Here is a 22,773-nt window from a genome sequence, read left to right on the forward strand (position 1 = left end):
CTATTCTCTACTCATAAAGTTGAGTTAAGTGTCCAATGTCGGTCCGCAGCGATGATTCCGCCGCGGACCGCCACGGTGGGGAGGAGGCGGTCTTTGCGCATGGGCCGCCTCTTTCCAAGGGAGCCGACGGGGGCGTCGATAGTTTGACTTTAGGAGCACACAGAGAGTCTTTAATGTCTATTGAATTAGTTGAGTATATGCAGCGCACATCAACAGGGAGACAATCATGATCAATCGCCGCCTGTTCCTGTCCGCTGCCGCGGCAATGGCCATGACCGTGTCTGCCTGTTCGGGCGGAGCCGGCGGGAATGGCAATGGCATCGTACTGACGAACGTATCCTATGATCCCACGCGCGAACTTTATCAGGCCATCAATCCGGCCTTCGCCACCTACTGGAAGCAGAAGACCGGCAAGGATGTGACCTTCCGGATGAGCCATGGCGGTTCGGGCAAGCAAGGCCGCGCGATCATCGACGGTCTGGAAGCCGATGTGGCCACCCTGGCGCTCGCCTATGACATCGACCAGATTGCGGCGCGCGCCAAGCTGCTGCCGGCGGACTGGCAGAAGGCGCTGCCTGACAATTCGTCACCCTATACCTCCACGATCGTTTTCCTTGTCCGCAAGGGCAACCCCAAGGGCATCAAGGACTGGAACGATCTTGTCCGCCCCGGCGTGCAGGTGATCACGCCAAACCCCAAGACCGGCGGCGGCGCGCGCTGGAACTTCCTGGCCGCCTGGGCCTATGGCCGCAAGGCGGGCGGCTCCGACGCGGCGGCCGAGGATTATGTCCGCAAGCTGTTCGCCAATGTGCCGGTGCTGGATAGCGGCGCGCGGGGCGCGACGACGACCTTCGTCGAACGCGGCATCGGTGATGTCCTGCTGACCTGGGAAAACGAGGCGCTGCTGGCCGAAAAGGAAATGGGCAAGGGCAAGTTCCAGATCGTCACGCCGTCGCTGTCGATCCTTGCCGAACCGGCCGTCGCGGTAGTGACGGAGAACGCGAAGAAGCACGGTACGCAGGATGCGGCCGACGCCTATTTGCGCTATCTCTACACGCCCGAAGCGCAGACCGCGATCGCGCACGCCTTCTACCGTCCGCGTGATGCGAAAGTGGCCGAACAGTTCCGGTCGCAGTTCCCCGCGATCCCGATGGTCACCATCGACAAGGACTTCGGTGGATGGGGTGCCGCGCAGAAGCGGTTCTTCGACGATGGCGGTGTTTTCGACCGCATCACGGCTAAGAAGTAAGCCTCCCTTTCCCTTCCGCAATCGAGCAGGCCACTGCAGATGTCCCGAACCCTTTCCCGCGCGAAAAGCTGGCGCCAGCCATCCGTCCTGCCAGGCTTCGGCTTGACGTTCGGGGTGACGCTTGCCTGGCTTACGCTGATCGTGCTGGTGCCGCTGGCATCGATCTTCATCCGCTCGGCTGGCATGGGCTGGAGCGAATTCGTGGCTGTGGGCTTTTCGGACCGGGCGCTGGCAGCCTATCGCGTCAGCTTCGGCACGGCCGCCGCCGCCGGGCTGGTAAACGCGGTGTCGGGTCTGCTCGTCGCCTGGGTGCTGGTGCGCTATGCCTTTCCGGGCAAGCGCGTGATCAGCGCGCTGGTCGACCTGCCGTTCGCGCTGCCGACGGCCGTGGCCGGCATCGCGCTGACCGCGCTTTACGCGCCGACCGGCTGGCTCGGGCAGTTCCTTGAGCCGCTGGGCCTCAAGGTGGCCTTTACGCCTGTGGGCATCGTGGTGGCGCTGGTGTTCATCGGCTTGCCTTTCGTGGTGCGCTCGGTCGAGCCGGTGCTCGCCGACCTGGGCCGCGATGTGGAGGAAGCCGCCGCCACGCTGGGGGCAACGCGGTTGCAGACCTTCCGCCGCGTGATCGTGCCCGCGATCGCTCCGGCGCTGCTCACCGGCTTCGCGCTCGCGTTCGCGCGGGGGGTGGGCGAATATGGCTCGGTGATCTTCATCGCCGGCAACATGCCGGGCAAGACCGAGATCGCCCCGCTGCTGATCGTGACGCAACTGGAACAGTATGCCTATGCCGGCGCGACCGCGATCGCCACGGTGATGATGCTGGCCTCGTTCCTGATCCTGCTGGTGATCAACCTCATCCAGGCGGCCAGCCGCAGGAGGATGGGCGCATGAGCCGGCCGCGTTCCACCACCGAAGGCCGCCTGACGCAGATCGTGCTGATCGTGCTGGCGCTGGCGTTCCTGGGCGTGTTCCTGCTGCTGCCGCTGATCGTGGTGTTCAGCGAAGCGCTGAAGCAGGGGCTGGGGCCGTTCCTTGACGCCGTCCATACGCCCGATGCCCTGGCGGCGATCAAGCTGACGCTGCTGATCGCGGCCATCAGCGTGCCGCTGAACATGGTGTTCGGCGTGGCGGCAAGCTGGGCGATCACCAAGTTCCACTTTCCGGGCAAGAGCCTGCTCATCACGCTGATCGACCTGCCGTTCTCGGTGTCTCCGGTCGTGTCCGGCCTGATCTTCGTGTTGCTGTTCGGCGCGCAGGGCTGGTTCGGTCCGTGGTTGGCGGCGCACGACCTCAAGATCATCTTCGCGGTGCCAGGCATCGTGCTGGCCACGGTGTTCATCACGTTCCCGTTCGTGGCGCGCGAACTGATCCCGCTGATGATGGAGCAGGGCAAGGATGACGAGGAAGCCGCCGTCTCGCTCGGCGCAAACGGCTGGCAGGTGTTCCGCCATGTTACGCTGCCGAACATCCGCTGGGGCCTGCTTTATGGCGTGTTGTTGTGCAACGCCCGGGCGATGGGCGAATTCGGCGCGGTCTCGGTGGTTTCGGGCCACATTCGCGGCCTGACCAACACGATGCCGCTGCATGTCGAGATTCTCTACAACGAGTACGATTTCGTCGGCGCCTTCGCGGTCGCCTCGCTGCTGGCGCTGCTCGCGCTGGTCACGCTGGTCGCCAAGACCATTCTCGAATGGCGCTTCGACCTCCACCATACGGGAGCAGGGCATTGATCAGGGTCCAGAACGTTACCAAGCGCTTTGGCGATTTCGCCGCGCTGCACGGCATCGATCTCGAAGTCCGACCGGGCGAGTTCATCGCGCTGCTCGGGCCTTCGGGATCGGGCAAGACCACGCTGCTGCGGATCATCGCCGGGCTGGAGTTCCAGGACAGCGGACAGGTGCTGTTCAGCGGAGAGGACGTTTCCGACCGCAAGGTGGCTGATCGCCACGTCGGTTTCGTGTTCCAGCACTATGCGCTGTTCCGCCACATGACCGTGGCCGACAACGTTGCCTTTGGCCTGACCGTGCGCAAGCGGCGTGACCGTCCTTCGCGCGCGGCCATCGCGGCGCGGGCCGAGGAACTGCTGCGGCTGGTCCAACTCGATGGGCTGGGCGATCGCTATCCGGCGCAGCTTTCCGGTGGCCAGCGCCAGCGTGTGGCGCTGGCGCGCGCGCTGGCGATCGAGCCCAGGCTGCTGCTGCTGGACGAGCCCTTCGGCGCCTTGGACGCAAAGGTCCGCAAGGACCTGCGCCGGTGGCTGCGCGAACTGCACAAGCAGATGGGGCTGACATCGGTCTTCGTCACGCACGACCAGGAAGAGGCGCTGGAACTGGCCGACCGCGTGGTGGTGATGAACAATGGCGTGATCGAGCAGGTCGGCACGCCAGAGGAAATCTACATGCATCCGGCGACGCCGTTCGTCTCGCACTTCGTGGGCGAGACGAACCGCATCCCGGCTGGCCCCGCATCCGGCGGCGCGCGCGATGAAGTCCACTTCCGCCCGCATGACGTCGAAGTGGTGCGCGAAGGCGGCGAGGCGCTGCTGGTGGACAACGTGTTCCGCAAGGGCGGGGCCTGGCGCGTCGAAGGTGCGCTGGCGGAAGGCGGCCTGATCGTCGAAATCGACATCGATGTCGCGCAACCGCGCCCGAACCCCGGCGAAACCGTTCTGATCCGTCCCGTTCGATCCCGTGTTTTCAATGCCAACCCCGAAGGAGCACAGCCATGAATACCTCTCCCGCTGCGCCCCGCACCGAGGCCGAGCGCCTGCTGGAAGAAAGCATCGCCAGCGTTCGCGAAGCCCTTGCCGGGCTGAAGTACGGCAACGTTTCGTTGACCGTGCATGAGGGTCGCGTCGTTCAGATCGACGTGACCGAGAAGAAGCGCCTCAAGCCCAACTGAGGCGCGTTCCCACCGTTCTGCCGTTCAATCCGAATACCGTTCGTTTCGTCACGCCAATAATCTGATCACACCGCCAACCGGACGACTGGAGGCATCGTGATCCTGCAACAAGGATCCTAAGATGTCCCGTGCTCTCCTGCTGGCGGGAGCCGCGCCCTTTGCGCTGCTCGCCGCTCCCGTACTCGCGCAAGAAGCGCCAGCCCCTGCGACGGCTGAGGCCGAAAGCGTTTCCGCATCCGATAGCGAAAGCGCGGGCGGCAACGCCATCATCGTCACGGCCCGCCGCCGCCAGGAAAACGTCCAGACCGTGCCATTGGCAATCTCTGTGGTCGAAGCCGCCAAGCTCGACGCGCAGGGCACCTACAACATTGCGCGCCTGACCCAGATACAGCCCACGCTGCAATTCTATTCGCAGAACCCGCGCAACACCTTCATCAACATTCGCGGCATTGGCGCCCCGTTCGGCCTGACCAACGACGGCTTCGAACAGGGCGTGGGCATCTACATCGACGATGTCTATTACAACCGTATTGCCTCGGCTACGCTGGACTTCGTCGATGTGGAACAGATCGAAACGCTGCGCGGGCCGCAGGGCACGCTCTATGGCAAGAACACCACCGCCGGCGCGATCAACATCGCCACGCGGCCGCCCAGCTTCGACTTTGAAGGCAAGGCCGAAATCTCGCTCGGCAACCTGAACTTCAAGCAGGGCAAGGCCTCGATCTCCGGCCCGCTGTCCGACAAGCTGGCCGCGCGCATCAGCGTTACCACGACCAGCCGCCGCGGCACACTGTTCGATACCTACAGCAACACCTGGATCCAGTCGCAGGACAATATCGGCCTGCGCGGATCGCTGCTGTGGAAGCCGACGTCGAGCCTGAATGTCACCCTGTCGGGCGACTGGAACCTGCAGGACCCGATCTGCTGCGCGTTCGCCTATGGCGGCTATGGTCCCACGCAGCGGGCGACGAACCGCCAGTATCCCGCGCTGATTTCGTATTTCCCCGGATACCGGGTGCCCAGCACCAATCCCTATGACCGCCTGACCGACGCCGATGCCGCGCTGTCCGCGCGCAACGAGCACGGCGGCGTTTCGGCCAAGGCGGTGTGGGACATCGATCCCAACAACACGCTGACCTCGATCACGGCGTGGCGCTATTGGGACTGGAGCCCGGCCAATGACCGCGATTACACCGGCCTTGCGGTCTATACCAAGGTCAACAACCCCACCAAGCAGAACCAGTACACGCAGGAGTTCCGCTTCAACCACAAGGGCAAGGGCTACGATTTCGTGGTCGGCCTGTTCGGCTTCCACCAGGATATCCGCACCAGCGGCATCCAGCAGACCGGTCCGGCCGCCAGCAAGTGGCTGCTCAACCCCACCAGCGCGCTGTCGAACAACCCGGCGGTGCTGAACAACCTTGTCGCCATCAATGACATCCGGCTGAACAACACCAGCCTTGCCGCCTATGCCAAGCTGAACTGGGACATCACCGACAGTTTCACCGTGTCGCCGGGCTTCCGCGTCAACTACGACAACAAGGACGGGCTCTATAATTCCGTCGTCACGGGCACGGCATCGGACGGAACGCGGCAGGTGGTCTCGGCGGTCCCCGGATCGCCGTACTACAACGATCCGTGGACGGCGGCGCAGCGCGGCATCCAGGCGTCGCAGTTCTTCGAGCCCAAGTTTAGCGCCTGGAACGTCTCTTACGACGTGAACCTGCGCTACAAGGTGGCCCGGGACATCAACGTCTACGCAACCTACGCGCGTTCGTTCAAGACCGGCGGCATCAACCTGAACGGCGTGCCGGCGGATGCCAACGGCGCACCGATCCAGGCGGCGGCCACGATCAAGCCGGAAAAGGTCGATCACTTCGAAATCGGCTTCAAGAGCCAGTTCTGGGATCGCCGCGCGACGTTCAACGTCACTGGCTTCTGGACCAACATCAAGAACTTCCAGGCCAACGTCAGCAACGGGCAGTTCGGCACCGTGCGCGGCTATCTGGCGAACGCGGACAAGGTGCGCACGCGCGGCGTGGAGGCCGATTTCTCGATCCGCCCGAGCGATCGCTTCTCGGCCTATGTCAACGGCGCCTTTACCGATGCCAAATACGTGAAGTTCTGCGACGCGCCGCCTCCGCCGGAACTTTCCGGGGGCACCAGCACCGGGATCGTCGCGACAGGCAAGTGCAGCTACACCGGCACGATCGCCGCACCGGGTCAGGTGGGCAACAGCCCGCCGTTCGTCGATGCCTCTGGTCAGGTCTTGCCCGGCGTGTCGAAGTGGGCCTTCGCCTGGGGTGCGGAAGTGAACCAGCCGGCCAAGGTGTTCGGCGAAGAAGGGCAGTTCTACATCGGCTACGATGCCAGCTATCGTTCGCGCTGGTCGTCCAATCCCACGCCGTCGATCTACACCTGGGTCAACGGCTATTCGATCCAGAACTTCCGGGGTGGCTTCCGCACCGAAACGCTCGATGCCTTCCTGTGGGTACGCAACGCGTTCGATCGGAACTACATCGACCTGCTGCTGGCCGGAACGGGCGGCAACACCGGGCTGATCGCTGCGCAGGTCGGCGATCCGCGCACGTTTGGCGGAACCATCCGTCTGAAGTTCTGATCCTTTGCGCGGGGCAGGCCGGCGTTTCCATCCAGGTCCGCCGGCTTGCCCCGAGCGTCTCAGTTATTGCCGTCGATAAAATCGCCGAGCGCGCCCAGGACCGAGCCTTCGCCCCGGTTCTGGCCGCCACGGCTGCCCGAAGCCGCCAGCATCCGCCCGGCTAGTCGGGCGAAGGGCAGGGACTGGATCCAGACCTTTCCCGGCCCGGTCAGCCGCGCGAAGAACAGGCCTTCGCCGCCGAACAGCACGCTGCGCACGCCGCCCGCCGTCACCAGATCGAAATCGACGCCCTGCGTGTAGGCGGCAAGGCAGCCGGTATCGACATGGAGCTGTTCGCCGGGGCCGAGTTCGCGCTCGACCAGCGTGCCGCCCATCTGCACGAAGACCCAGCCATCGCCGTCCAGCTTCTGCATGATGAAGCCTTCGCCACCGAACAGGCCGGTCATGACCCGGCGTTGAAAGGCCACGCCGATCGACACGCCGCGCGCGGCGGCGAGAAAGCTGTCCTTCTGGCAGATCAGCGTGCCGCCCACGTCGGACAGCTTGATCGGCAGGATCGAACCCGGCGTGGGGGACGCGAAGGCAACGCGCGCCTTGCCCTGGCCGTTGTGCGTGAACACGGTGGTGAACAGGCTCTCGCCGGTGACCAGCCGCTTGCCCGCGCCCAGCAGCTTGCCCATGAAGCCGCCGTCACCGTCGCCGCTGCCATCGCCGAACACCGTGGTCATGCCGATCGCGGCGTCCTTCCACACGAAGGCGCCGGCTTCGGCGACGGCACTTTCGCCGGGGTCCAGCTCGATTTCCAGGAACTGCAGTTCCTGCCCCTTGATCTCGAAATCGATGTCGTCGGCCACGCTGGAGTTGCGGGCGTGGTGCCACGGGCTGTTTGCCATGGGAGCCTCCTTGCAATGAAGGGGCGAAGATAATCCCTATGCCGTGATGGTACAGTGACGAATTGCCCTGTCGGCGATCAGGCCGGTGGCGTTGGCGCTTCGGCCGCGGCCAGCGCAAAGGCCGCCGTTTCCTCCAGCGGCGGCGCAAGATGGAAGCCCTGGCCGAACGTGCAGCCCATGCTTTGCAGCATCCGGTCCTGTTCCGAGGATTCGATGCCTTCGGCCACCACGGTCAGGCCCAGCTTGCCGGCCAGATCGAGAATGGTCTGGATGATGTCGCGGCTCTTGGGATCGTCGATCGACGCGGTGAAGGAACGGTCGATCTTGAGCGAATCGAACGGCAGGTTCTTGAGGTAGCTGAGCGAGGAATAGCCGGTGCCGAAATCGTCCAGACTGGTCTGCACGCCCCAGGCGCGGATTTCCTCCAGCACGGCGCGCGTGCGCGCGGCATCGATGATGGCCACGCCTTCGGTCACTTCCAGCTTGAGGCAGCGTGGTGGCAATCCGCTGTCCGCGATCGCGCGGCGCACGCTCTGCGTGAAATCGGGCTGGAGGAACTGCTGCGGGGCGATGTTGACGCTGACGAACGGGCGATTGTGCGCGGGCAACAGCCGGTGCAGCCGGGCGAGCGCGGTGCAGGCCTGCCGCATCACCCAGTCGCCGATGAACACGATCAGGCCGCTGGCTTCCGCCGCCGGGATGAAGGCATCGGGCGACAGGGTGCCCCGGGTGGGGTGTGCCCAGCGGATCAAGGCTTCGAAGCCGAGCAGATACGGGGTATCGCCAAGGCAGAAGATCGGCTGGTAGAACAGCAGGAACTGGTTCTCGCGGATTGCTTCCCGCAACTCACGCTCCAGCGCCATGCGGCGGCGGACATCGCTGCCGAGCGCATCGGTGAACGTGACGATCCGGTCCCGTCCGGCGCCCTTGGCTTCGTACATCGCGAGATCGGCGTCGCGGCGGATCTGCTCGATCGAGGTATAGTCGCCGCCGCCGTGGGCGATGCCGATCGATGCTCCCACCGCTACCAACTCGCCATCGATCGGCATCGGTTCGCGCAGCGCGACCAGCAGACGATTCGCGAGAAATTCGGGCAGGCGCCGGTCCGTCAGCATGTCGAGGAGCATGACGAACTCGTCGCCGCCCACCCGCGCCAGAGTGATGCGGGGGGAGGGACCAGGCCATCCGGTCTTGCCGCGCAATCCGGCGACGACCCGGTTGAAACGCCGGGCTACCTCGATCAGCAGCGCATCGCCGGCGTGGTGGCCGTGCTTGTCGTTCACCGCCTTGAAGCCATCCAGATCGATGACCATCATCGCCAGATCCTTCCCCGACCGCTGGAGCCGGGCGAAGGCGGCGCGCGCGCGCTCGTCCAGCAGCACGCGGTTGGGAAGGCCCGTCATCGCGTCGTGCCGTGCCTCGTGCAGCAACGCCGTCCGCGCACGCTCGCGTTCCACCACGCGCGCCAGCTGCGTGCTGGCCTGGGTCACGGTCAGCAGGATGTTGTCCTTGTCCACCAGCGGGCGGCGCGAAAAGAACTCCATCACGGCCACCAGTTCTTCGCCGACCAGCACGGGAAAGGCGCAGGCCGATTGCAGGCCGGATTCAAGCGCCAGATCGCGGCGCGGAAACCACTTGTCCTCTACCATCTGGTCGATCCAGTGCGGATGCCGGTCGCGCAACACCCTTCCGGGCAGGTCTTCACCGTCTTGCAGGATTTGGCGCCGCGAAGCATCCATGATCGGGCGGAACCGGTCGGGTTCGGCGGCATAGGTGATGCGGGCCTGCCGGCGCGCCTTGCCTTCAAGATCGATGCGATAGGCGTGGCCCACGTCCCAGTTCATGTGGGCGCAGATTTCCGCCAGCGCGATGCCCAGCGCGGCCTTGAAGTCGCTCGACTGGTTGGAAGCGTCGGTAATCCGCTGGAGCAGCGCCAGGCGAACCTGGTTTTCGTAGAGATCGCGCCAGCTCCGTTCGGCTACCGCCTCGGCTTCGATCCGCGCCTTGCGCTCGCGTTCGAGCAGGTGGCGCAGGCTATCGATCCGCTCGTCCGCCCTTTCGCCTGCTGCGCCCGTTTCCGGCACGGGAAAGACCATGTGTTTCATGACGCCGGGCATATCCGGACAGGCTCGGCCACGATCGCCAGATCCGGCAATGAGGTGGGAAGGAGAACGGTCATGAAGGCCTCGCGGGCTGAACAGGTGTCTCCGATGTCTGGCAGGCAAAGCCATCGATCCGGTGAAACGCAAGGGACGGGCGGTCCCGTACAGGCCGTTAACCTTGCGGCAGCGGTGTTCTTCGCTGGCGCGGATCGAACGGCTGCTGTTATGGCGCGCGCATGGCGACAACCGCTTCCTCCCCGTTATCGACGCCCCAACGCTTGCTGGCCGCGGCGGAGCGGATCGTCGTGCAAGAGGGTGTCCATGCCCTGACGGTGCGTGGCATTGCCGATGCGGCGGGAGTCAACTCCGCGCTGGTGCGCTATCATTTCGGCGATGTGGACGGGCTGTTGCGCGATCTGGCGCTGCGCAACGCGGCGCGGATCGCCGATGCCCGAACCGGCATGCTGGATGCGCTGGAGCGGGAACGGAAGGCCGCTTTCCCCGCCGTCGTCGATGCGCTGGTCGTGCCCCTGTTCGCCTCTGCCGCGATGACTCCCGGTTTCCGCGCGATCGTGGTGCTGGACGAGATGTTCTCGCGCGCGGCGGGCAGCATTCACGAGCAGATATGGAGCCTGTTCGCCGAAGGTGTCGATCGCGTCACAAGGATGCTGTCCGCGTGCCAGCCCGAGGTCGATGCGGTGGCTCTCGCCTGGCGTATCCGCTTCGTCACCGCTGCCGCGCTCGATATTCCGCCGCGCGCTGGCGACCGCTCCCCGCAAGGGGAAAGACGCTCTGCCTATGGCGATGACGGGGATGGCGAGCGGCTGGAACGGTTCCGCTGCTTCGCCCGCGATGCGCTGAACCTATCCCGCTGAACGCTAACCTAGGCGCTGGAAGCGCTGGTGTTCGGGGCGACGGTTGCGGTCCCGGAAAAGAAGAAATGGACATATCTGCGCGACCAGCGTTCATGCGCGACCCTATCCCCGTTCTCTTCGGCGCGCGTGACGCGCGCATGGCCGACGAGTCCTTCCAGCCAGAATTCGGCGGCCGCTGCCGGATCGGGAATATGGATCAGGCCGGTGGCATTCGCTTGGTGGATCAACGCTTCGATGGCGACCAGCGAATGGCGGTAGATCGCGTTGCGGATTTCGCCGCATTCGCCGTCACCTTCCTGATCCATCCAGTCGATCAGGCGTTCTTGAAGAATGCCATCGGGGGAAAGCAGCAGCGATAACACTTCGGTGCTGCGCGCGATGAACGCCTCCATCGGCGGAAGACCCGCACCCATAGCCGTGATATGGGCGTGCTGGGCTTCGATGCGATGGCGCAAGAGTGCGCCCATCAGCTCCCGCTTGTTGGCAAAGCGGGAATAGATCGTGGCCTTGCCGATATGAGCATGGCGGGCAACGCGATCGAAGGTGAAGCCTTCAAAGCCCTCGGCCAGCAGGACGTCCCAGCTTGCCTCCAGAATCCGGCCGACGATCTGCTCTGCTTCCGCCGCGGATGGACGACCGCGGCGCACGGCGCGGCTTTCGATGCCTTCATCCGCACAAGAGACGATCAGGTCAGTCGGCCCATCTGTCTGTTCAGTGGCGGACGGCTTGCTGCCTTGCGAGCGCTTCGGCGACGTCATACTGGTGCATACCGATGTCGCACGGGGTTTTTTCCGCCGCTCGGTCTGCCGCTGCGCGGTGAACGGGGCAGGACATTACCAGCCCCTCTTGATAGGCCTGCCAGAATCGGCGGCCAAAATCCGAAATCCAGTCCATCCGTCCCAAGTCCTCGCCTTGATGGCGTTATGGGTACGGAGAGTGCCTTAGATTTGCGGCGAGTCAAGACGGTATAAACGGAACGAAAACGGCTCATTTCGGCGCTTCCTCCATCGCCTGCGCAGCCCAGCCAAGGCCCAGTGCCTTTTCCACGGCGACAAAATCGGTGGTCAGCTCGGCGCGTGCCGAGATCGCCGCCATTTCAGCCTGGACGGCCTGACGCTCGGCGGTCAGCGCATCGCTGCGGGAAGCGGTGCCTCCCTGCACGCGCTGTACCTGGAGCGCGTGCGCCCGTGCGGCCTGCGCCTGGCTGTCGAGGGCCTTGCCATAGGCGATGCGCTGACCGCCGAAGCGCGTCAGCGAATTTTCCGCGTCCTGCAGGGCTTTCAGGACCGTACCGCGGAACTGCGCCTCCGCTTCGGCATAAGCCCCTTTGGCCGAACGGATCTGCGCGTTAACGCGGCCGCCGTCGAACAGCGACCATTTGATCTGCGGCAGCGCGAGGCCGATGAGGCTCGACGTCTTGAACACGTCGGCAAAGTTCTGCCCGCCAGTGCCAAGCAGGCCGGTGAAGCTGATCTTCGGATATTTGTCCGCCACCCTGGCGCCGACGTCGGCATTGGCGGCGGCAAGCTGGCGTTCGGCCATGCGGATGTCCGGGCGGTTGCGCAGCAAGAGCGCCGGATCGCCCACGGCGACGTCGGCCGGCGGTAGCGGCACCGCGTTCGGAGCGGACAGTAGCGCGTCCAAGGCTCCCGGCTCGCGCCCGGCAAGAACGGCGATCTGATCGATCAGCACGACGATGTCGGCCCGCGTCTTCGCGCGATCCGCCTCGGTTTGCGCGAGTTGGGCCCGAGCCTGCGCCAGCGGCTGTTCCGGTGCGGTGCCGCCCGCCAGCCGTTGCCGGGCCAGGGAGACGAGGTCGCTGTCGATTGCCGCCTGCCGATCGGTCAGCGCCAGCACGGCCTGCTTGGCGCGCAGCGAAACGTAGGCGCGCGCGATTTCCGCCGAAAGAGTCACGCGGGCGTCGGCAAGGCCCGCTTGGGCGGCCTCGGCGCGGGCGGAAGCCGCCTCGATCTTGCGTCGCGTGCCGCCGAACAGGTCGATTTCCCACGAGGTGTCGAAGCCTGGTGCATAGGCGTGGAACTCCTCGCGTCCCGAATTGCCCAGAATGCTGCCGGGAAGGTTCACGTAGGGCACGGCGAACGAAACGCTGGCGGTGGGCAGCAGCGCCGTCTTGTTGGCCTCAAGCCCCGCGCGTGCCTGCGCGATGCGGGCGTTCGCGGCCTGCACGTCGGGCGCGCTCGTCAGCGCGGTTTCGATAACCTGGTCGAGCACGGGATCTCCCAGCGCCTGCCACCAGCGGGCGGTGGGCGCGGCGGTGCTGGTTCCGGCGTCCGCGCGCAGGAAACTGCCGCGCGTGGCAGCGGTATCCGCCACGTTCGGCGCGCCATGGTAGTCTGGCCCGACCGTGGCGCAGCCGCTGACGAGCAGGACGCCGGAAGCGAGCAGGGGAGCGAGGAGAGTTCGGGGGATCGGTCGCATCAGTGCATGGCCGCCATGTTGCGTCCCTTGGGAAGAGGGCGCAGGAAAAGGACGAGCGGGGTCACCACGAGAATGCCCGCCACAAGGAACATGAAATCGTCGTTGAACGCCATCACCATGGCTTCGCGCAGCACCGTGTTGTCGATCTGGCGTATTGCGGCTGCAAGTCCGTCCGGACCGCCGCCGAACGTGGCGGAGGTGCTGGAAACCCAGTCCTGCACGGCAAGATCGTTGTTGCCGAGAGCGGAATTCAGCGTCCAGTGATGATAGTCGAGCCGGCGCTCCTGGACGGTCGCCAGCAAGGCAAGCCCGATCGAACCGCCCAGATTGCGCGCGGCGTTGAACAGGCCCGAGGCATCGCCGGCTTCGTCGGGGCGCACCGCCGCGATCGCCGCCTGGTTGAGGAACATCATGCTGAGGACCTGACCCAGTCCGCGAAGGAGCTGGGAATCGACGAAGTCCGAACCCGTGGAGTCCGCGGTCAGCGATGTGTCGATGTAGCACGATGCCATCATCAGCACCAGGCCGGTGGCGACGATCAACCGCAGGTCGAACCGGCTGAGCAGGATCGGGAACAGCGGCATCATCATCATGGCGGGAATGCCCGAGATGAACACGACTTGCCCGGCCTGCATCGCGTTGTAGCCGGCGATGGCGGCCAGGAACTGCGGGATCACGTAAGCGGTGCCGTACAGCACCACGCCCAGGATCAGCGCGAGGACGAAGACTGCCGCGAACGTGCGGTTGCGCAGCAGGGCCAGTTTGATCACGGGGCGGCGCGCGTACAGCTGTCCCAGTCCGATCAGCACGAACCCCAGCACGGTGACGGCGGTCAACTGCCAGATCAGCGTGGATTCGAACCACTGTTCGCGATTGCCTTCCTCCAGCACCACGGTCAGCCCGCCGAGGCCGAGCGCCAGGCCCGCGATCCCCAGCCAGTCCGCCTCGATCAGTTCGTCCAGCTTGGGCTTCTGGTCGGCAAGGCCGACGAGCAGCAGCACCATCAGCGCCAGGCAGACCGGAACGTTGATGAAAAAGGCATAGTGCCAGCTGAAGTTCTCGGTCAGCCAGCCACCCGCCAGTGGCCCGAGAACAGGGCCGAGGATGACCGTGGAGCCGAACAGCGACGTGCCGATGGGTTGCTGTGACGGAGGCAGACGTGTGGCGATGATGGTCATGGCCGTGGGAATCATCGCGCCGCCGGTAAAGCCTTGCCCGATGCGGCCGATGATCATGCCGGTCAGCGTCGTCGACGTGCCGCACATGATCGAGAAGCCGGTGAACAGGACCGAGGCGATCAGCAGGAACCGGCGCAGGCCGAACACGCGCTCCAGCCAGGCCGTCAGCGGAATGATGACGATTTCGGCGACGAGATAGGCCGTCGAAATCCAGGTGCCTTCGCTGGCGGAGGCACCGATCTCGCCCTGGATGGTGGGAAGCGAGGCGTTGACGATCGAGATGTCGAGCGTGGCCATCAGCGAGCCGAGCGCGCCGGCGGCTACGCCCAGCCAGGCGGTAAGGTCCGCGCGTTCGCGGGCCGGCGGCGGCGCGGGCGGCTGCCCAGCCTGTTCCGCGGGAAGGGTGGCTGCGCTCATGGCCGCTTCGGAGCCTGTTCCTGCTCGCGGCGGATGGATTCGATGGCTCCCTTCGCGGCGGTCGTATCGACCTGGACCGTCAGCGACAGCCCGGGAACCAGGACCCGCTTCGATTCCGGCCCGGAATTGATGCGGATGCGCACCGGCACGCGCTGAACGATCTTGGTGAAGTTGCCGGTCGCGTTCTGCGGCGGGATCAGCGAGAAGTTGGCGCCGGTGCCCGGCGTGATGCTGTCCACCACGCCATGGAACGCCACATCGGGCAGGGCATCGACTTTCACGGTCACCGGCTGGCCTGGCCGCATCAACCCGATCTGGGTTTCCTTGAAGTTCGCTTCCACATAGATTGCGTCGACCGGTACCACCGTCAGCAGGCGCTGACCGGGCTGGACGTACTGGCCAAGCCGGACCGATGAATTGCCGATGCGGCCGGCAACAGGGGCGATGATGCGCGTCGTGGCCATGTCGTTGTTGGCGGCCTGGCGCTGGGCGAGGGCGGCTTCGATCTGGGCGGCGGACTGGTTCGCCTGCGCCTCGATGGTACGAACCTTGTCACGCGCCGCGGCAAGCGCGGCCTGCTTGGAGGCAAGATCGGACGCTGCCTGATCGCGGTTCGAGACGAACTGATCCAGCGTCTGCTTCGGTTCCGCGCCGCTGGCGGCAAGCGGACGGAAACGGGCAACTTCGCCATTGAGATAGGCAAGCTGGCGCCTGGCGGCGTCTACTGCCGCCGAGGCTTGCCCCACCGCCGAACGCGCTTCCGCGATGCTGGCGACCGACGCCGCCTGCGTGGCGCGCGCCACCTGCACTTGCGCGTCGGACTGGGCAAGGCGCGTCTGGTAGTCGGTCGGATCGATCTGCACGAGCAGCGTTCCCGCCGCGACCGACTGGTTATCCTTGAAGTTCACCGCCCGGACATAGCCGGACAGCTTGGAGCTCACGGTTACCCCGTCCGCTTTCACGTAGGCATCATCGGTTTCCTGGATGAAGCGGCCGTAGAGGCGATAGTCCGTGTAGGCATAGATTCCATAAGCTGCGCCCAGGATCAGCGCGATCAGGCCGATGCGGCGAATGCGCTTGCTGCGTTGACCGTTACCGCTTGGCGCAGCGCCGCTCGGATCGACGCCATTCTCGCCGGGCGTCTCGGGAGCAACCGGGCTGGAATCGCTTTCGCTGGGAGCGGTCATCGTGAGTCCTGACAACAAGGTATAATGGAACGAAACGGTTTTGTTTCGTGAGCGCAATTGGATCGGAACGCGTCGATTTTCAAGTGCAAGTTCTGCAAGTCGATTGCAAAAAACCGTACGTTCAAACGGTAAAGCGTATTTATTTCATATTTTTATGCGCTTGCAACAAGCGTTCGAGCGCGCGTGGGACGGGCGCGCGAGGCATCGTGCTCCTTCGTGACTTATTTTATCCGGGTAATATTGACCGAGAACATTTACCCGGATAAAAATCCTCCGACGCAGAAGGAATCCACTATGTCCGACATCACGATTTGCACCGCATTTTGCGGCGCGCGGAAACTGTTCTCCGGCCCGCTGGGCGAAGTCGCCTTGCACGTGAAGCGGGCTCTGGAAGGAGGCGCTGCCGATGCCATCCAGGTTTTCGACGACAGCAGCGGACGGATTGTCGATCTGGACCTGCGCGGCAGCGACGAGGAGATCGTGGCACGTCTTTCTCAACCTGCGCCGGTCTATCGCGGGCGTTACCGTGCCCCAACGGCTTTGTCCGACGCGCTTCCGGCAGGGGAAGGGCAGGCGGGGGAACCGCGTGGACGGGGCCGGCCCCGGCTGGGCGTGGTGGCGCGCGAGGTAACCCTGCTACCCAGGCAATGGGAATGGCTGGCTGCCCAGCCCGGAGGCGCTTCGCCCACCCTGCGCCGTCTGATCGACAGCGAGCGGAAGAAACCCGATACCCGCCAGCAACGGCGCCGCGCGCAGGAGGCGGCCTATCACTTCATGCTGGCGATGGCCGGCGACCTGCCCGGTTACGAGGATGCGACACGGGCGCTGTTTGCGGGAGACCTGGGGGCATTGGAGCGGCATATCGCGGAATGGCCAGAGGACGTCAGGATGCATGTTCTGCTGTTGGTGCGCGCTGATGGCGGTGCGGAAGGATGACGGATACGTCCACCCCTCATTTCGATGTGTCGCCGGCGGCCGGCATGCTGTTCGTCCGGCGCGGGATTGCGGGTAGCGTCGTCATGCTGAACCTGCTGCGGTTTCGCGCCGTTGCGGACTACGCGGCGCATCCGGAACTTGCGCCGGCATCGCCGATCGGCGGAAGCGAGGCATTCGGGCGGTACATCGCGCATACCCTTCCGCACCTGCGCGCGAGCGGTGGGGATATCCTGTTCCTGGGGCAGGGCGGCCCGTTCCTGATCGGGCCGGAGTCTGAACGATGGGACATGGCGATGCTGGTGCGCCAGAGCAGCGTTGCCGCGTTCCTCGCCTTTGCCGAAAACGAGACTTACCTCGCCGGCATCGGCCATCGCGTGGCGGCGCTCGAGGATGCCAGGCTGTTGCCGCTGGAGGAAATGTCGCTTCGGGGGCACGCCGTGGCGGGGGCGCTATCGTAAGGGCGACAGCGACGGAGCATCTGTCTCTGCCGTGCCACAGGAATGTGATCGACAGGTTCCGATCAGGCGAGCCATTGATCGACGCAATCAATCAAAGTGGCCGGAATTGATCATTGGAAATTGCGAAGGGGAGTCGCTAGCTCACCCTCGTATCCAGTTTACCAACGACGAATCAGAAGGAAATCGTCTGTCATGTCTCTGATCGGAACCACGCTTAAGCCGTTCAAAGCCGAGGCCTATCGCCAGGGCAAGTTCGAAACCGTTACCGACGCCGACGTGAAGGGCAAGTGGGGCGTGTTCTTCTTCTATCCGGCCGATTTCACGTTCGTCTGCCCGACCGAGCTGGAAGACCTTGCCGACAAGTATGCCGAGCTTCAGGGTCTGGGCGTCGAAGTGTACTCGGTTTCGACCGACACGCATTTTTCGCACAAGGCCTGGGCAGACACCTCGCCGGCCATCGGCAAGATCCAGTACTACATGCTGGGCGACCAGAACCACGACCTGTCGAACAACTTCGACATCCTGCGCGTTGGCGTGGGCCTGGCCGATCGCGGCACCTTCGTCGTCGATCCGGATGGCGTGATCCAGCTCGTCGAAATCACGCCCGAGGGCGTGGGCCGCAATGCGAGCGAACTGGTGCGCAAGATCAAGGCCGCCAAGTACTGGCGTGAAAACCCCGGCCAGGTCTGCCCGGCCAAGTGGGAAGAAGGCGCCGAAACGCTGGCTCCTTCGATCGACCTCGTCGGCAAGATCTGATGGGTTGGGCCGGGCGGGTTTCCCGTCCGGCCACCCTCTTCATCGAGACCTTTCTACCGGAGATCGGCGTGCCCTGCATGATCCGCCCGTCCTGAGCTTTCCCGAGAATTGCCGTTCCAAGGCAGTTCTTCGGCAAGCCCAGGGCTACGGGAACCCAGCGTTTCCCCCGAGCGCCTCCCGCCGTTCATTTCCGCCTCCCGGCATCCGCGCGATCCCGGCGATGCATCCACCTGTCTGAAGAGAACCGCCATGCCTATTCTCGATGCCGCTACCACTGGCCAGTTGAAAGCCTATCTCGGCAACCTGCGCCGCCCGATCGAGTTGGTCGCCAGCCTGGACGACAGTGCCAAGTCGGCCGAAACGCGCAGCCTCGTCGAGGAAATCGCTGCGCAGTCCGACAAGGTGTCCGCCCGCTTCGACGGCACGGATGCGCGCAAGCCCTCGTTCGCGATCCGCGCCGACGAAGGTAGGGCGGAAGCGGTCTTCGCCGGCCTGCCGATGGGGCACGAGTTCACCTCGCTGATCCTGGCGCTGCTGCACGTGGGCGGCCATCCGCCCAAGGAAGATGCCGAACTGCTCGATCAGGTGCGCGCGCTCGAAGGGCCGCTGCACTTCGAGACGTTCTTCTCGCTGACCTGCCAGAACTGCCCCGACGTGGTGCAGGCGCTGAACATCATGGCCGCGCTCAACCCGAACGTGACGCACGTCGCGATCGACGGCGCCGTGTTCCAGGATGAGGTGGAACGCCGCAAGATCATGGCCGTGCCGACGGTGTTCCTCAACGGCGAACCGTTCGGATCGGGGCGCATGGACCTGGCGCAGATCGTGGCGAAGCTCGATACCGGTTCGGCGGCGCGGGCAGCGGAAAAGATCGCCGCCAAGGAGCCGTTCGACGTGCTGGTCGTCGGCGGCGGTCCCGCCGGCGCGGCGGCGGCGATCTATGCCGCGCGCAAGGGCATCCGCACGGGTGTCGTCGCCGAACGCTTCGGCGGGCAGGTGCTCGATACCATGGCGATCGAGAACTTCATCTCGGTGCCGCACACCGAAGGGCCGAAGCTGGCCGCGCATCTCGAACAACACGTCAAGGAATACGACGTGGACGTGATGAACGTGCAAAAGGCGGTGAAGCTGGTGCCCCCGCTCAATGGCGGGCTGGCCGAGGTGCAGCTTGAAAGCGGCGCCAGCCTGAAGGCGAAGACGGTCATCCTGTCGACCGGCGCGCGCTGGCGGCAGATGGGCGTGCCCGGCGAAGACGAATACCGCAACAAGGGCGTCGCCTATTGCCCGCACTGCGATGGCCCGCTGTTCAAGGGCAAGCGCACGGCGGTGATCGGCGGCGGCAATTCGGGCGTCGAGGCGGCGATCGACCTGGCGGGGATCGTCGCCCACGTCACGCTGATCGAGTTCGACAGCCAGTTGCGCGCCGACGCGGTGCTGCAGGCCAAGCTGAACAGCCTGCCCAACGTGACCGTGATTACCTCGGCCCTGACTACCGAAGTGCTGGGCAACGGCGACAAGGTGACTGGCCTCAAGTATCGCGATCGCAAGACCGAGGAAGTTCACGAAATCGTGCTGGAAGGCATCTTCGTGCAGATAGGCCTTGTCCCCAACACCGAATGGCTCGACCATTCGGTAGCGCTGACCAACCGCGGCGAGATCGAGATCGACGCGCGTGGCGAGACCAGCGCGGCGGGCGTGTTCGCGGCGGGCGACGCGACGACCGTGCCTTACAAGCAGATCGTTATCGCCATGGGCGAAGGTTCGAAGGCGGCGCTTTCCGCGTTCGATTACCTGATCCGGCATTGATGGAAGCCGTCGTTATGGTGCATGCAAACCGTCGTCCCAGCGAACGCTGGGGCGACGGGCGGCTGGGTTCCACCTAACGACGGTTTTCCTGCAAAGGCCTGAGGTCCCAGCGTTCGCTGGAGCGACGTGTGAGGGAAGGGGCTGGGCAAGCAAGGCACCCACCTTTCTACAGCAAATCGCCCCATCGGCCTTGCCGACTCAGGTCCGCCCGGCCACAGCCACGGCGTGAGCGCATCCATCATCATCGGCACCGACCGGTCCGGCGCCCCTGTCCGGATCGATGTCGAGGAACTGCTGGCGACCCGCCTGCTCGTGCAGGGCAATTCCGGGTCCGGCAAGTCGCACCTGCTACGCCGGATGCTGGAGGAAAGCGCCGCGCTGGTCCAGCAGGTGGTGATCGATCCGGAAGGCGATTTCGTCACGCTGGCTGAGCCGTTCGGGCATGTCGTGGTCGATGGATCGGCTTACGATCAGGCCGAGATCGCCAAGCTCGCCGCACGCATCCGCAAGCATCGCGCCTCGGTGATCCTGGCGCTCGACGGGCTGGAACTGGAAGCGCAGATGCGGTGTGCGGCGGTGTTCCTCAACACGCTGTTCGATGCGCCGCGCGACGAATGGTATCCCGCGCTGGTGGTGGTGGACGAGGCGCAGATGTTCGCCCCCGCGGCCGCGGGCGACGTGACCGATGAAGTGCGTCGCCTGTCGCTGGCGGCGATGACCAACCTGATGTGCCGGGGGCGCAAGCGCGGCCTGGCCGGGGTGATCGCTACGCAGCGGCTGGCCAAGCTGGCCAAGAACGTCGCCGCCGAGGCTTCCAACTTCCTGATGGGGCGCACCTTTCTCGACATCGACATGGCGCGCGCGGCCGATCTGCTGGGCATGGAGCGGCGCCAGGCCGAACAGATCCGCGATCTGGAGCGGGGGCATTTCCTGGGGCTTGGCCCCGCCATCTGCCGCCGCCCGGTGGGGGTGCGGATCGGTGAGGTGCAGACCCGCGCGCGCAACGTGGTGCAGGGGCTGATGCCGCTGCCTTCGGCTTCGGGGCAGGACATGGAATCGCTGCTGCTGGCCGAACCGCTGGCGATGGAAGCCCTGCCGCGCGCGCCCGAACCGGAGGCCGAGCCGGTCGAAAGCGGCGAACTGCTCGAACGGATCGAGGGCTATGTGCCGGCCGCGGATCAGGTCGATCCGCCCGCCGAACCCAGCCTGTTCGCGCAAGAGGAAACCGCCGCCGACGTCGCCGCGATCCTGGCTGACATGGCGCTGGAGCCGGACTGCACGTTTCAGCCCGCGGCGCAGCTTTTCCAGGATTTCACCGTGCGCTGCCGGATGCAGCGGCTGGGCGACACGGGCATCGATCTGGCGGCGTTCCGGCGGCGTTTCGCGATGGCGGTGGCCGGCATTGCCGACGATAGCGAGCCGCGCTGGCAGGACGTGTTGCGCATCGGGCGCGACGTGCCCGACGACCTGCTCGCCCCGTTCCTGGTGCTGGCGCGCGCGGCGGCGGAGGGCACGCCATGCCCCGACGACGACAAGCTGGCCGAAGTCTATGGCACCCGTTCGCCGGGGCGCATCCGCCGTCTGCTGGAACATCTCGAACGCAGCGGCCTGATCGTGGTTCGCACCGATTACGGTGGGCGTCGTTCCATCGGCATTCCGGAACTGGGCTTGACTACCGCGCCGATGGCAGCCTGACCCTTCGCTATCGCACGGTAGATGGGACGACGGTGTTTTCGGCATTCGCAAATGCATCCGGATCGTGCTGAAATGATGCGGATTTCGTCCTGTGGACCTGTGTGCGGCGCAAAAGGCTTTGCGTAAAACACTTCGTGACCCTAATGAAACGGCGGTTTTGTTCCGTATCGTTCGTTAAGGATGGCGCGGCTGGAAAGGTATCGGATCGTTGGCTTCGGAAGTGACCATGGCGTCGGGAACAGCGGCGGGGCTGCTGGTTGACGGGATGGACGCCATTCTGGGCGTCCATATCGGAACCGCCAATTCTCTGTTCATCTCGCGGCTGGAACGGCAGCTGGATGTCCTGAAGGTTACGCCCAAGCAGGTTGCCATCCTGTGGCTGACAAACGCCAATCCCGGCGTGAAGCAATCGGACCTTTCGCGCTTCTTCCAGATCGAACGGCCCACGGTTCACCAGTTCGTGCGGCAATTGACCAAGAACGGCTACGTGGTGAACGAGCCATCGAAGCTGGATCGTCGCGCCGGCGGGCTGTGGATCACCGAGGATGGTGAGCGGGTGCTGGAACAAGCGCGCGAGATCATTGCCGCGCACGAACGGGAACTGACTGCCTGCCTTTCGGAAGACGAACGCGCGGAACTGTTCCGTCTGATCATCAAGGTCTGCGCGTCGGCGCCCGCCAAGGACTGAGGGCGGACTGCCCGCTTGCGAAGATCGCTGAATAGGGTTTAGGCAACGCAGCCAAGCCGCTGTATCCGTTCATGTGCGGGTCAGCCCCGCCGGGGCAGTTTGGCCACGAAGCTTGTTAGCCAAAAGGCATTTTTGGGGAGTGCGTTGATGAAGTTTGTTGCCGTGATGGCCGGTCTGGCCGCCGTTGGTATCGCCGCGTCGGCTGCATCGGCTGCTCCTTCCGGGCCTGCTGGTGACGCGGCGCGCGGTCGTACCGTGTTCGCCCGTTGCGCTGCCTGCCACGATCTCAATACCGGCGCCACGCGCCTGGGACCGTCGCTGAAAGGCATCGTCGGCCGCAAGTCCGCCGCAATGGCGAATTTCAACTATTCGGCGCAGATGAAGGCCAAGAACGTGACGTGGAACAAGACCACGCTCGATGCCTTCCTCACCTCGCCCACCCGTTACGTGCCGGGCACGCGCATGGCCTTTGCCGGCCTCCCCAATCCGCAGGATCGCGCGGACCTGATTGCCTATCTGCAACAGGCCGCGCGCTGATCCATCGAGGAATGCCTGAGCGGCCCGGTGCGTCAG

Annotated in this window: 20 protein-coding genes; 14 read left to right on the top strand and 6 right to left on the bottom strand. The window is 64.9% G+C overall.

What is annotated here, in order from left to right:
* The first annotated feature begins 226 nt into the window (after positions 1-226).
* The 6 genes from NMD1_RS13800 to NMD1_RS13825 all read left to right on the top strand — a co-directional run bounded on the left by NMD1_RS13800 (position 227) and on the right by NMD1_RS13825 (position 6,770).
* The gene (locus tag NMD1_RS13800) at positions 227-1,249 is read left to right on the top strand and encodes a sulfate ABC transporter substrate-binding protein (protein ID WP_304413633.1); all 1,023 of its coding nucleotides are present in this window, start codon (positions 227-229) and stop codon (positions 1,247-1,249) included.
* 39 nt (positions 1,250-1,288) lie between these two features.
* Positions 1,289-2,140 carry a sulfate ABC transporter permease subunit CysT gene (cysT, locus tag NMD1_RS13805; RefSeq protein ID WP_124808846.1) on the top strand — a complete coding sequence of 284 codons (852 nt, stop codon included), beginning with the start codon at positions 1,289-1,291 and terminating at the stop codon, positions 2,138-2,140.
* Positions 2,137-2,979, top strand: coding sequence for a sulfate ABC transporter permease subunit CysW (gene cysW, locus NMD1_RS13810; RefSeq protein WP_124808847.1), 843 nt, complete (start codon positions 2,137-2,139; stop codon positions 2,977-2,979). Before cysT ends, cysW begins: the two co-directional genes overlap by 4 nt.
* Positions 2,976-3,977 carry a sulfate/molybdate ABC transporter ATP-binding protein gene (locus NMD1_RS13815; protein ID WP_223806553.1) on the top strand — a complete coding sequence of 334 codons (1,002 nt, stop codon included), beginning with the start codon at positions 2,976-2,978 and terminating at the stop codon, positions 3,975-3,977. Before cysW ends, NMD1_RS13815 begins: the two co-directional genes overlap by 4 nt.
* Positions 3,974-4,150 (top strand): YezD family protein, encoded by a 177-nt coding sequence (locus NMD1_RS13820; protein WP_124808849.1) that lies wholly within the window; start codon positions 3,974-3,976, stop codon positions 4,148-4,150. The genes NMD1_RS13815 and NMD1_RS13820 overlap by 4 nt, the downstream gene beginning before the upstream one ends.
* 121 nt (positions 4,151-4,271) lie before the next feature.
* A complete protein-coding gene (locus tag NMD1_RS13825; protein WP_125955194.1) occupies positions 4,272-6,770 on the top strand; it encodes a TonB-dependent receptor in 2,499 nt (832 codons plus the stop codon).
* A 59-nt stretch (positions 6,771-6,829) separates the two neighbouring features.
* Here NMD1_RS13825 and NMD1_RS13830 read toward each other — a convergent pair whose 3' ends face one another.
* Both NMD1_RS13830 and NMD1_RS13835 read right to left on the bottom strand, forming a co-directional pair.
* Positions 6,830-7,663, bottom strand: a complete 834-nt coding sequence (locus NMD1_RS13830) for a TIGR00266 family protein (RefSeq protein ID WP_125955195.1) — start codon at positions 7,661-7,663, stop codon at positions 6,830-6,832.
* A 77-nt stretch (positions 7,664-7,740) separates the two neighbouring features.
* Positions 7,741-9,768 (bottom strand): bifunctional diguanylate cyclase/phosphodiesterase, encoded by a 2,028-nt coding sequence (locus NMD1_RS13835; protein ID WP_124808852.1) that lies wholly within the window; start codon positions 9,766-9,768, stop codon positions 7,741-7,743.
* 233 nt (positions 9,769-10,001) lie between these two features.
* Between NMD1_RS13835 and NMD1_RS13840 the strand changes: the two genes are divergently transcribed.
* Entirely contained in the window at positions 10,002-10,640 is a 639-nt protein-coding gene (locus tag NMD1_RS13840; protein WP_125955196.1) for a TetR/AcrR family transcriptional regulator, read from the top strand.
* Between the two features lie 8 nt (positions 10,641-10,648).
* On the opposite strand, the gene NMD1_RS13845 is transcribed toward NMD1_RS13840, so the two are convergent.
* The 4 genes from NMD1_RS13845 to NMD1_RS13860 all read right to left on the bottom strand — a co-directional run bounded on the left by NMD1_RS13845 (position 10,649) and on the right by NMD1_RS13860 (position 15,861).
* The gene (locus NMD1_RS13845; RefSeq protein WP_233497641.1) at positions 10,649-11,398 is read right to left on the bottom strand and encodes a TetR/AcrR family transcriptional regulator; all 750 of its coding nucleotides are present in this window, start codon (positions 11,396-11,398) and stop codon (positions 10,649-10,651) included.
* A 229-nt stretch (positions 11,399-11,627) separates the two neighbouring features.
* Complete coding sequence (locus NMD1_RS13850) at positions 11,628-13,079, bottom strand: efflux transporter outer membrane subunit (protein WP_125955197.1); 1,452 nt, start codon at positions 13,077-13,079, stop codon at positions 11,628-11,630.
* A complete protein-coding gene (locus tag NMD1_RS13855; RefSeq protein WP_125955198.1) occupies positions 13,079-14,674 on the bottom strand; it encodes an MDR family MFS transporter in 1,596 nt (531 codons plus the stop codon). The genes NMD1_RS13850 and NMD1_RS13855 overlap by 1 nt, the downstream gene beginning before the upstream one ends.
* Entirely contained in the window at positions 14,671-15,861 is a 1,191-nt protein-coding gene (locus tag NMD1_RS13860; protein WP_125955199.1) for an HlyD family secretion protein, read from the bottom strand. Before NMD1_RS13860 ends, NMD1_RS13855 begins: the two co-directional genes overlap by 4 nt.
* Before the next feature lie 294 nt (positions 15,862-16,155).
* On the opposite strand from NMD1_RS13860, the gene NMD1_RS13865 reads away from it, so the two are divergent.
* From NMD1_RS13865 to NMD1_RS13895, 7 genes are all read left to right on the top strand, one after another.
* Positions 16,156-16,797 carry a DUF2239 family protein gene (locus tag NMD1_RS13865; protein WP_125955200.1) on the top strand — a complete coding sequence of 214 codons (642 nt, stop codon included), beginning with the start codon at positions 16,156-16,158 and terminating at the stop codon, positions 16,795-16,797.
* A complete protein-coding gene (locus NMD1_RS13870) occupies positions 16,794-17,255 on the top strand; it encodes a DUF1330 domain-containing protein (protein WP_125955201.1) in 462 nt (153 codons plus the stop codon). Before NMD1_RS13865 ends, NMD1_RS13870 begins: the two co-directional genes overlap by 4 nt.
* Positions 17,256-17,447: 192 nt before the next feature.
* Positions 17,448-18,011, top strand: a complete 564-nt coding sequence (gene ahpC / locus NMD1_RS13875; protein ID WP_124808859.1) for an alkyl hydroperoxide reductase subunit C — start codon at positions 17,448-17,450, stop codon at positions 18,009-18,011.
* Between the two features lie 255 nt (positions 18,012-18,266).
* Positions 18,267-19,817, top strand: a complete 1,551-nt coding sequence (ahpF, locus tag NMD1_RS13880; RefSeq protein ID WP_199558142.1) for an alkyl hydroperoxide reductase subunit F — start codon at positions 18,267-18,269, stop codon at positions 19,815-19,817.
* Positions 19,818-20,042: 225 nt separating this feature from the next.
* Entirely contained in the window at positions 20,043-21,512 is a 1,470-nt protein-coding gene (locus NMD1_RS13885; protein WP_125955203.1) for an ATP-binding protein, read from the top strand.
* A 226-nt stretch (positions 21,513-21,738) separates the two neighbouring features.
* Entirely contained in the window at positions 21,739-22,200 is a 462-nt protein-coding gene (locus NMD1_RS13890; protein ID WP_124809755.1) for a MarR family winged helix-turn-helix transcriptional regulator, read from the top strand.
* Positions 22,201-22,347: 147 nt separating this feature from the next.
* Positions 22,348-22,737: a cytochrome c family protein gene (locus tag NMD1_RS13895; RefSeq protein ID WP_124809756.1), complete on the top strand. Its 390-nt coding sequence runs from the start codon at positions 22,348-22,350 to the stop codon at positions 22,735-22,737.
* Positions 22,738-22,773: the final 36 nt, after the last annotated feature.

The organism is Novosphingobium sp. MD-1, from assembly GCF_001014975.1.
In the GTDB taxonomy this organism is placed as follows: domain Bacteria; phylum Pseudomonadota; class Alphaproteobacteria; order Sphingomonadales; family Sphingomonadaceae; genus Novosphingobium.

Excerpts from the sequence above, each read along its gene's own strand:
- NMD1_RS13830 (WP_125955195.1), bottom strand. The coding sequence starts at position 7,663 with ATGGCAAACAGCCCGTGGCACCACGCCCGCAACTCCAGCGTGGCCGAC.
- NMD1_RS13870 (WP_125955201.1), top strand. The coding sequence starts at position 16,794 with ATGACGGATACGTCCACCCCTCATTTCGATGTGTCGCCGGCGGCCGGC.
- cysT (WP_124808846.1), top strand. The coding sequence starts at position 1,289 with ATGTCCCGAACCCTTTCCCGCGCGAAAAGCTGGCGCCAGCCATCCGTC.
- NMD1_RS13890 (WP_124809755.1), top strand. The coding sequence starts at position 21,739 with ATGGCGTCGGGAACAGCGGCGGGGCTGCTGGTTGACGGGATGGACGCC.
- NMD1_RS13845 (WP_233497641.1), bottom strand. The coding sequence starts at position 11,398 with ATGACGTCGCCGAAGCGCTCGCAAGGCAGCAAGCCGTCCGCCACTGAA.
- NMD1_RS13855 (WP_125955198.1), bottom strand. The coding sequence starts at position 14,674 with ATGAGCGCAGCCACCCTTCCCGCGGAACAGGCTGGGCAGCCGCCCGCG.
- NMD1_RS13835 (WP_124808852.1), bottom strand. The coding sequence starts at position 9,768 with ATGAAACACATGGTCTTTCCCGTGCCGGAAACGGGCGCAGCAGGCGAA.
- NMD1_RS13825 (WP_125955194.1), top strand. The coding sequence starts at position 4,272 with ATGTCCCGTGCTCTCCTGCTGGCGGGAGCCGCGCCCTTTGCGCTGCTC.
- ahpC (WP_124808859.1), top strand. The coding sequence starts at position 17,448 with ATGTCTCTGATCGGAACCACGCTTAAGCCGTTCAAAGCCGAGGCCTAT.
- NMD1_RS13840 (WP_125955196.1), top strand. The coding sequence starts at position 10,002 with ATGGCGACAACCGCTTCCTCCCCGTTATCGACGCCCCAACGCTTGCTG.
- NMD1_RS13850 (WP_125955197.1), bottom strand. The coding sequence starts at position 13,079 with ATGCGACCGATCCCCCGAACTCTCCTCGCTCCCCTGCTCGCTTCCGGC.
- cysW (WP_124808847.1), top strand. The coding sequence starts at position 2,137 with ATGAGCCGGCCGCGTTCCACCACCGAAGGCCGCCTGACGCAGATCGTG.
- NMD1_RS13895 (WP_124809756.1), top strand. The coding sequence starts at position 22,348 with ATGAAGTTTGTTGCCGTGATGGCCGGTCTGGCCGCCGTTGGTATCGCC.
- NMD1_RS13820 (WP_124808849.1), top strand. The coding sequence starts at position 3,974 with ATGAATACCTCTCCCGCTGCGCCCCGCACCGAGGCCGAGCGCCTGCTG.
- NMD1_RS13800 (WP_304413633.1), top strand. The coding sequence starts at position 227 with ATGATCAATCGCCGCCTGTTCCTGTCCGCTGCCGCGGCAATGGCCATG.
- NMD1_RS13860 (WP_125955199.1), bottom strand. The coding sequence starts at position 15,861 with ATGACCGCTCCCAGCGAAAGCGATTCCAGCCCGGTTGCTCCCGAGACG.
- NMD1_RS13865 (WP_125955200.1), top strand. The coding sequence starts at position 16,156 with ATGTCCGACATCACGATTTGCACCGCATTTTGCGGCGCGCGGAAACTG.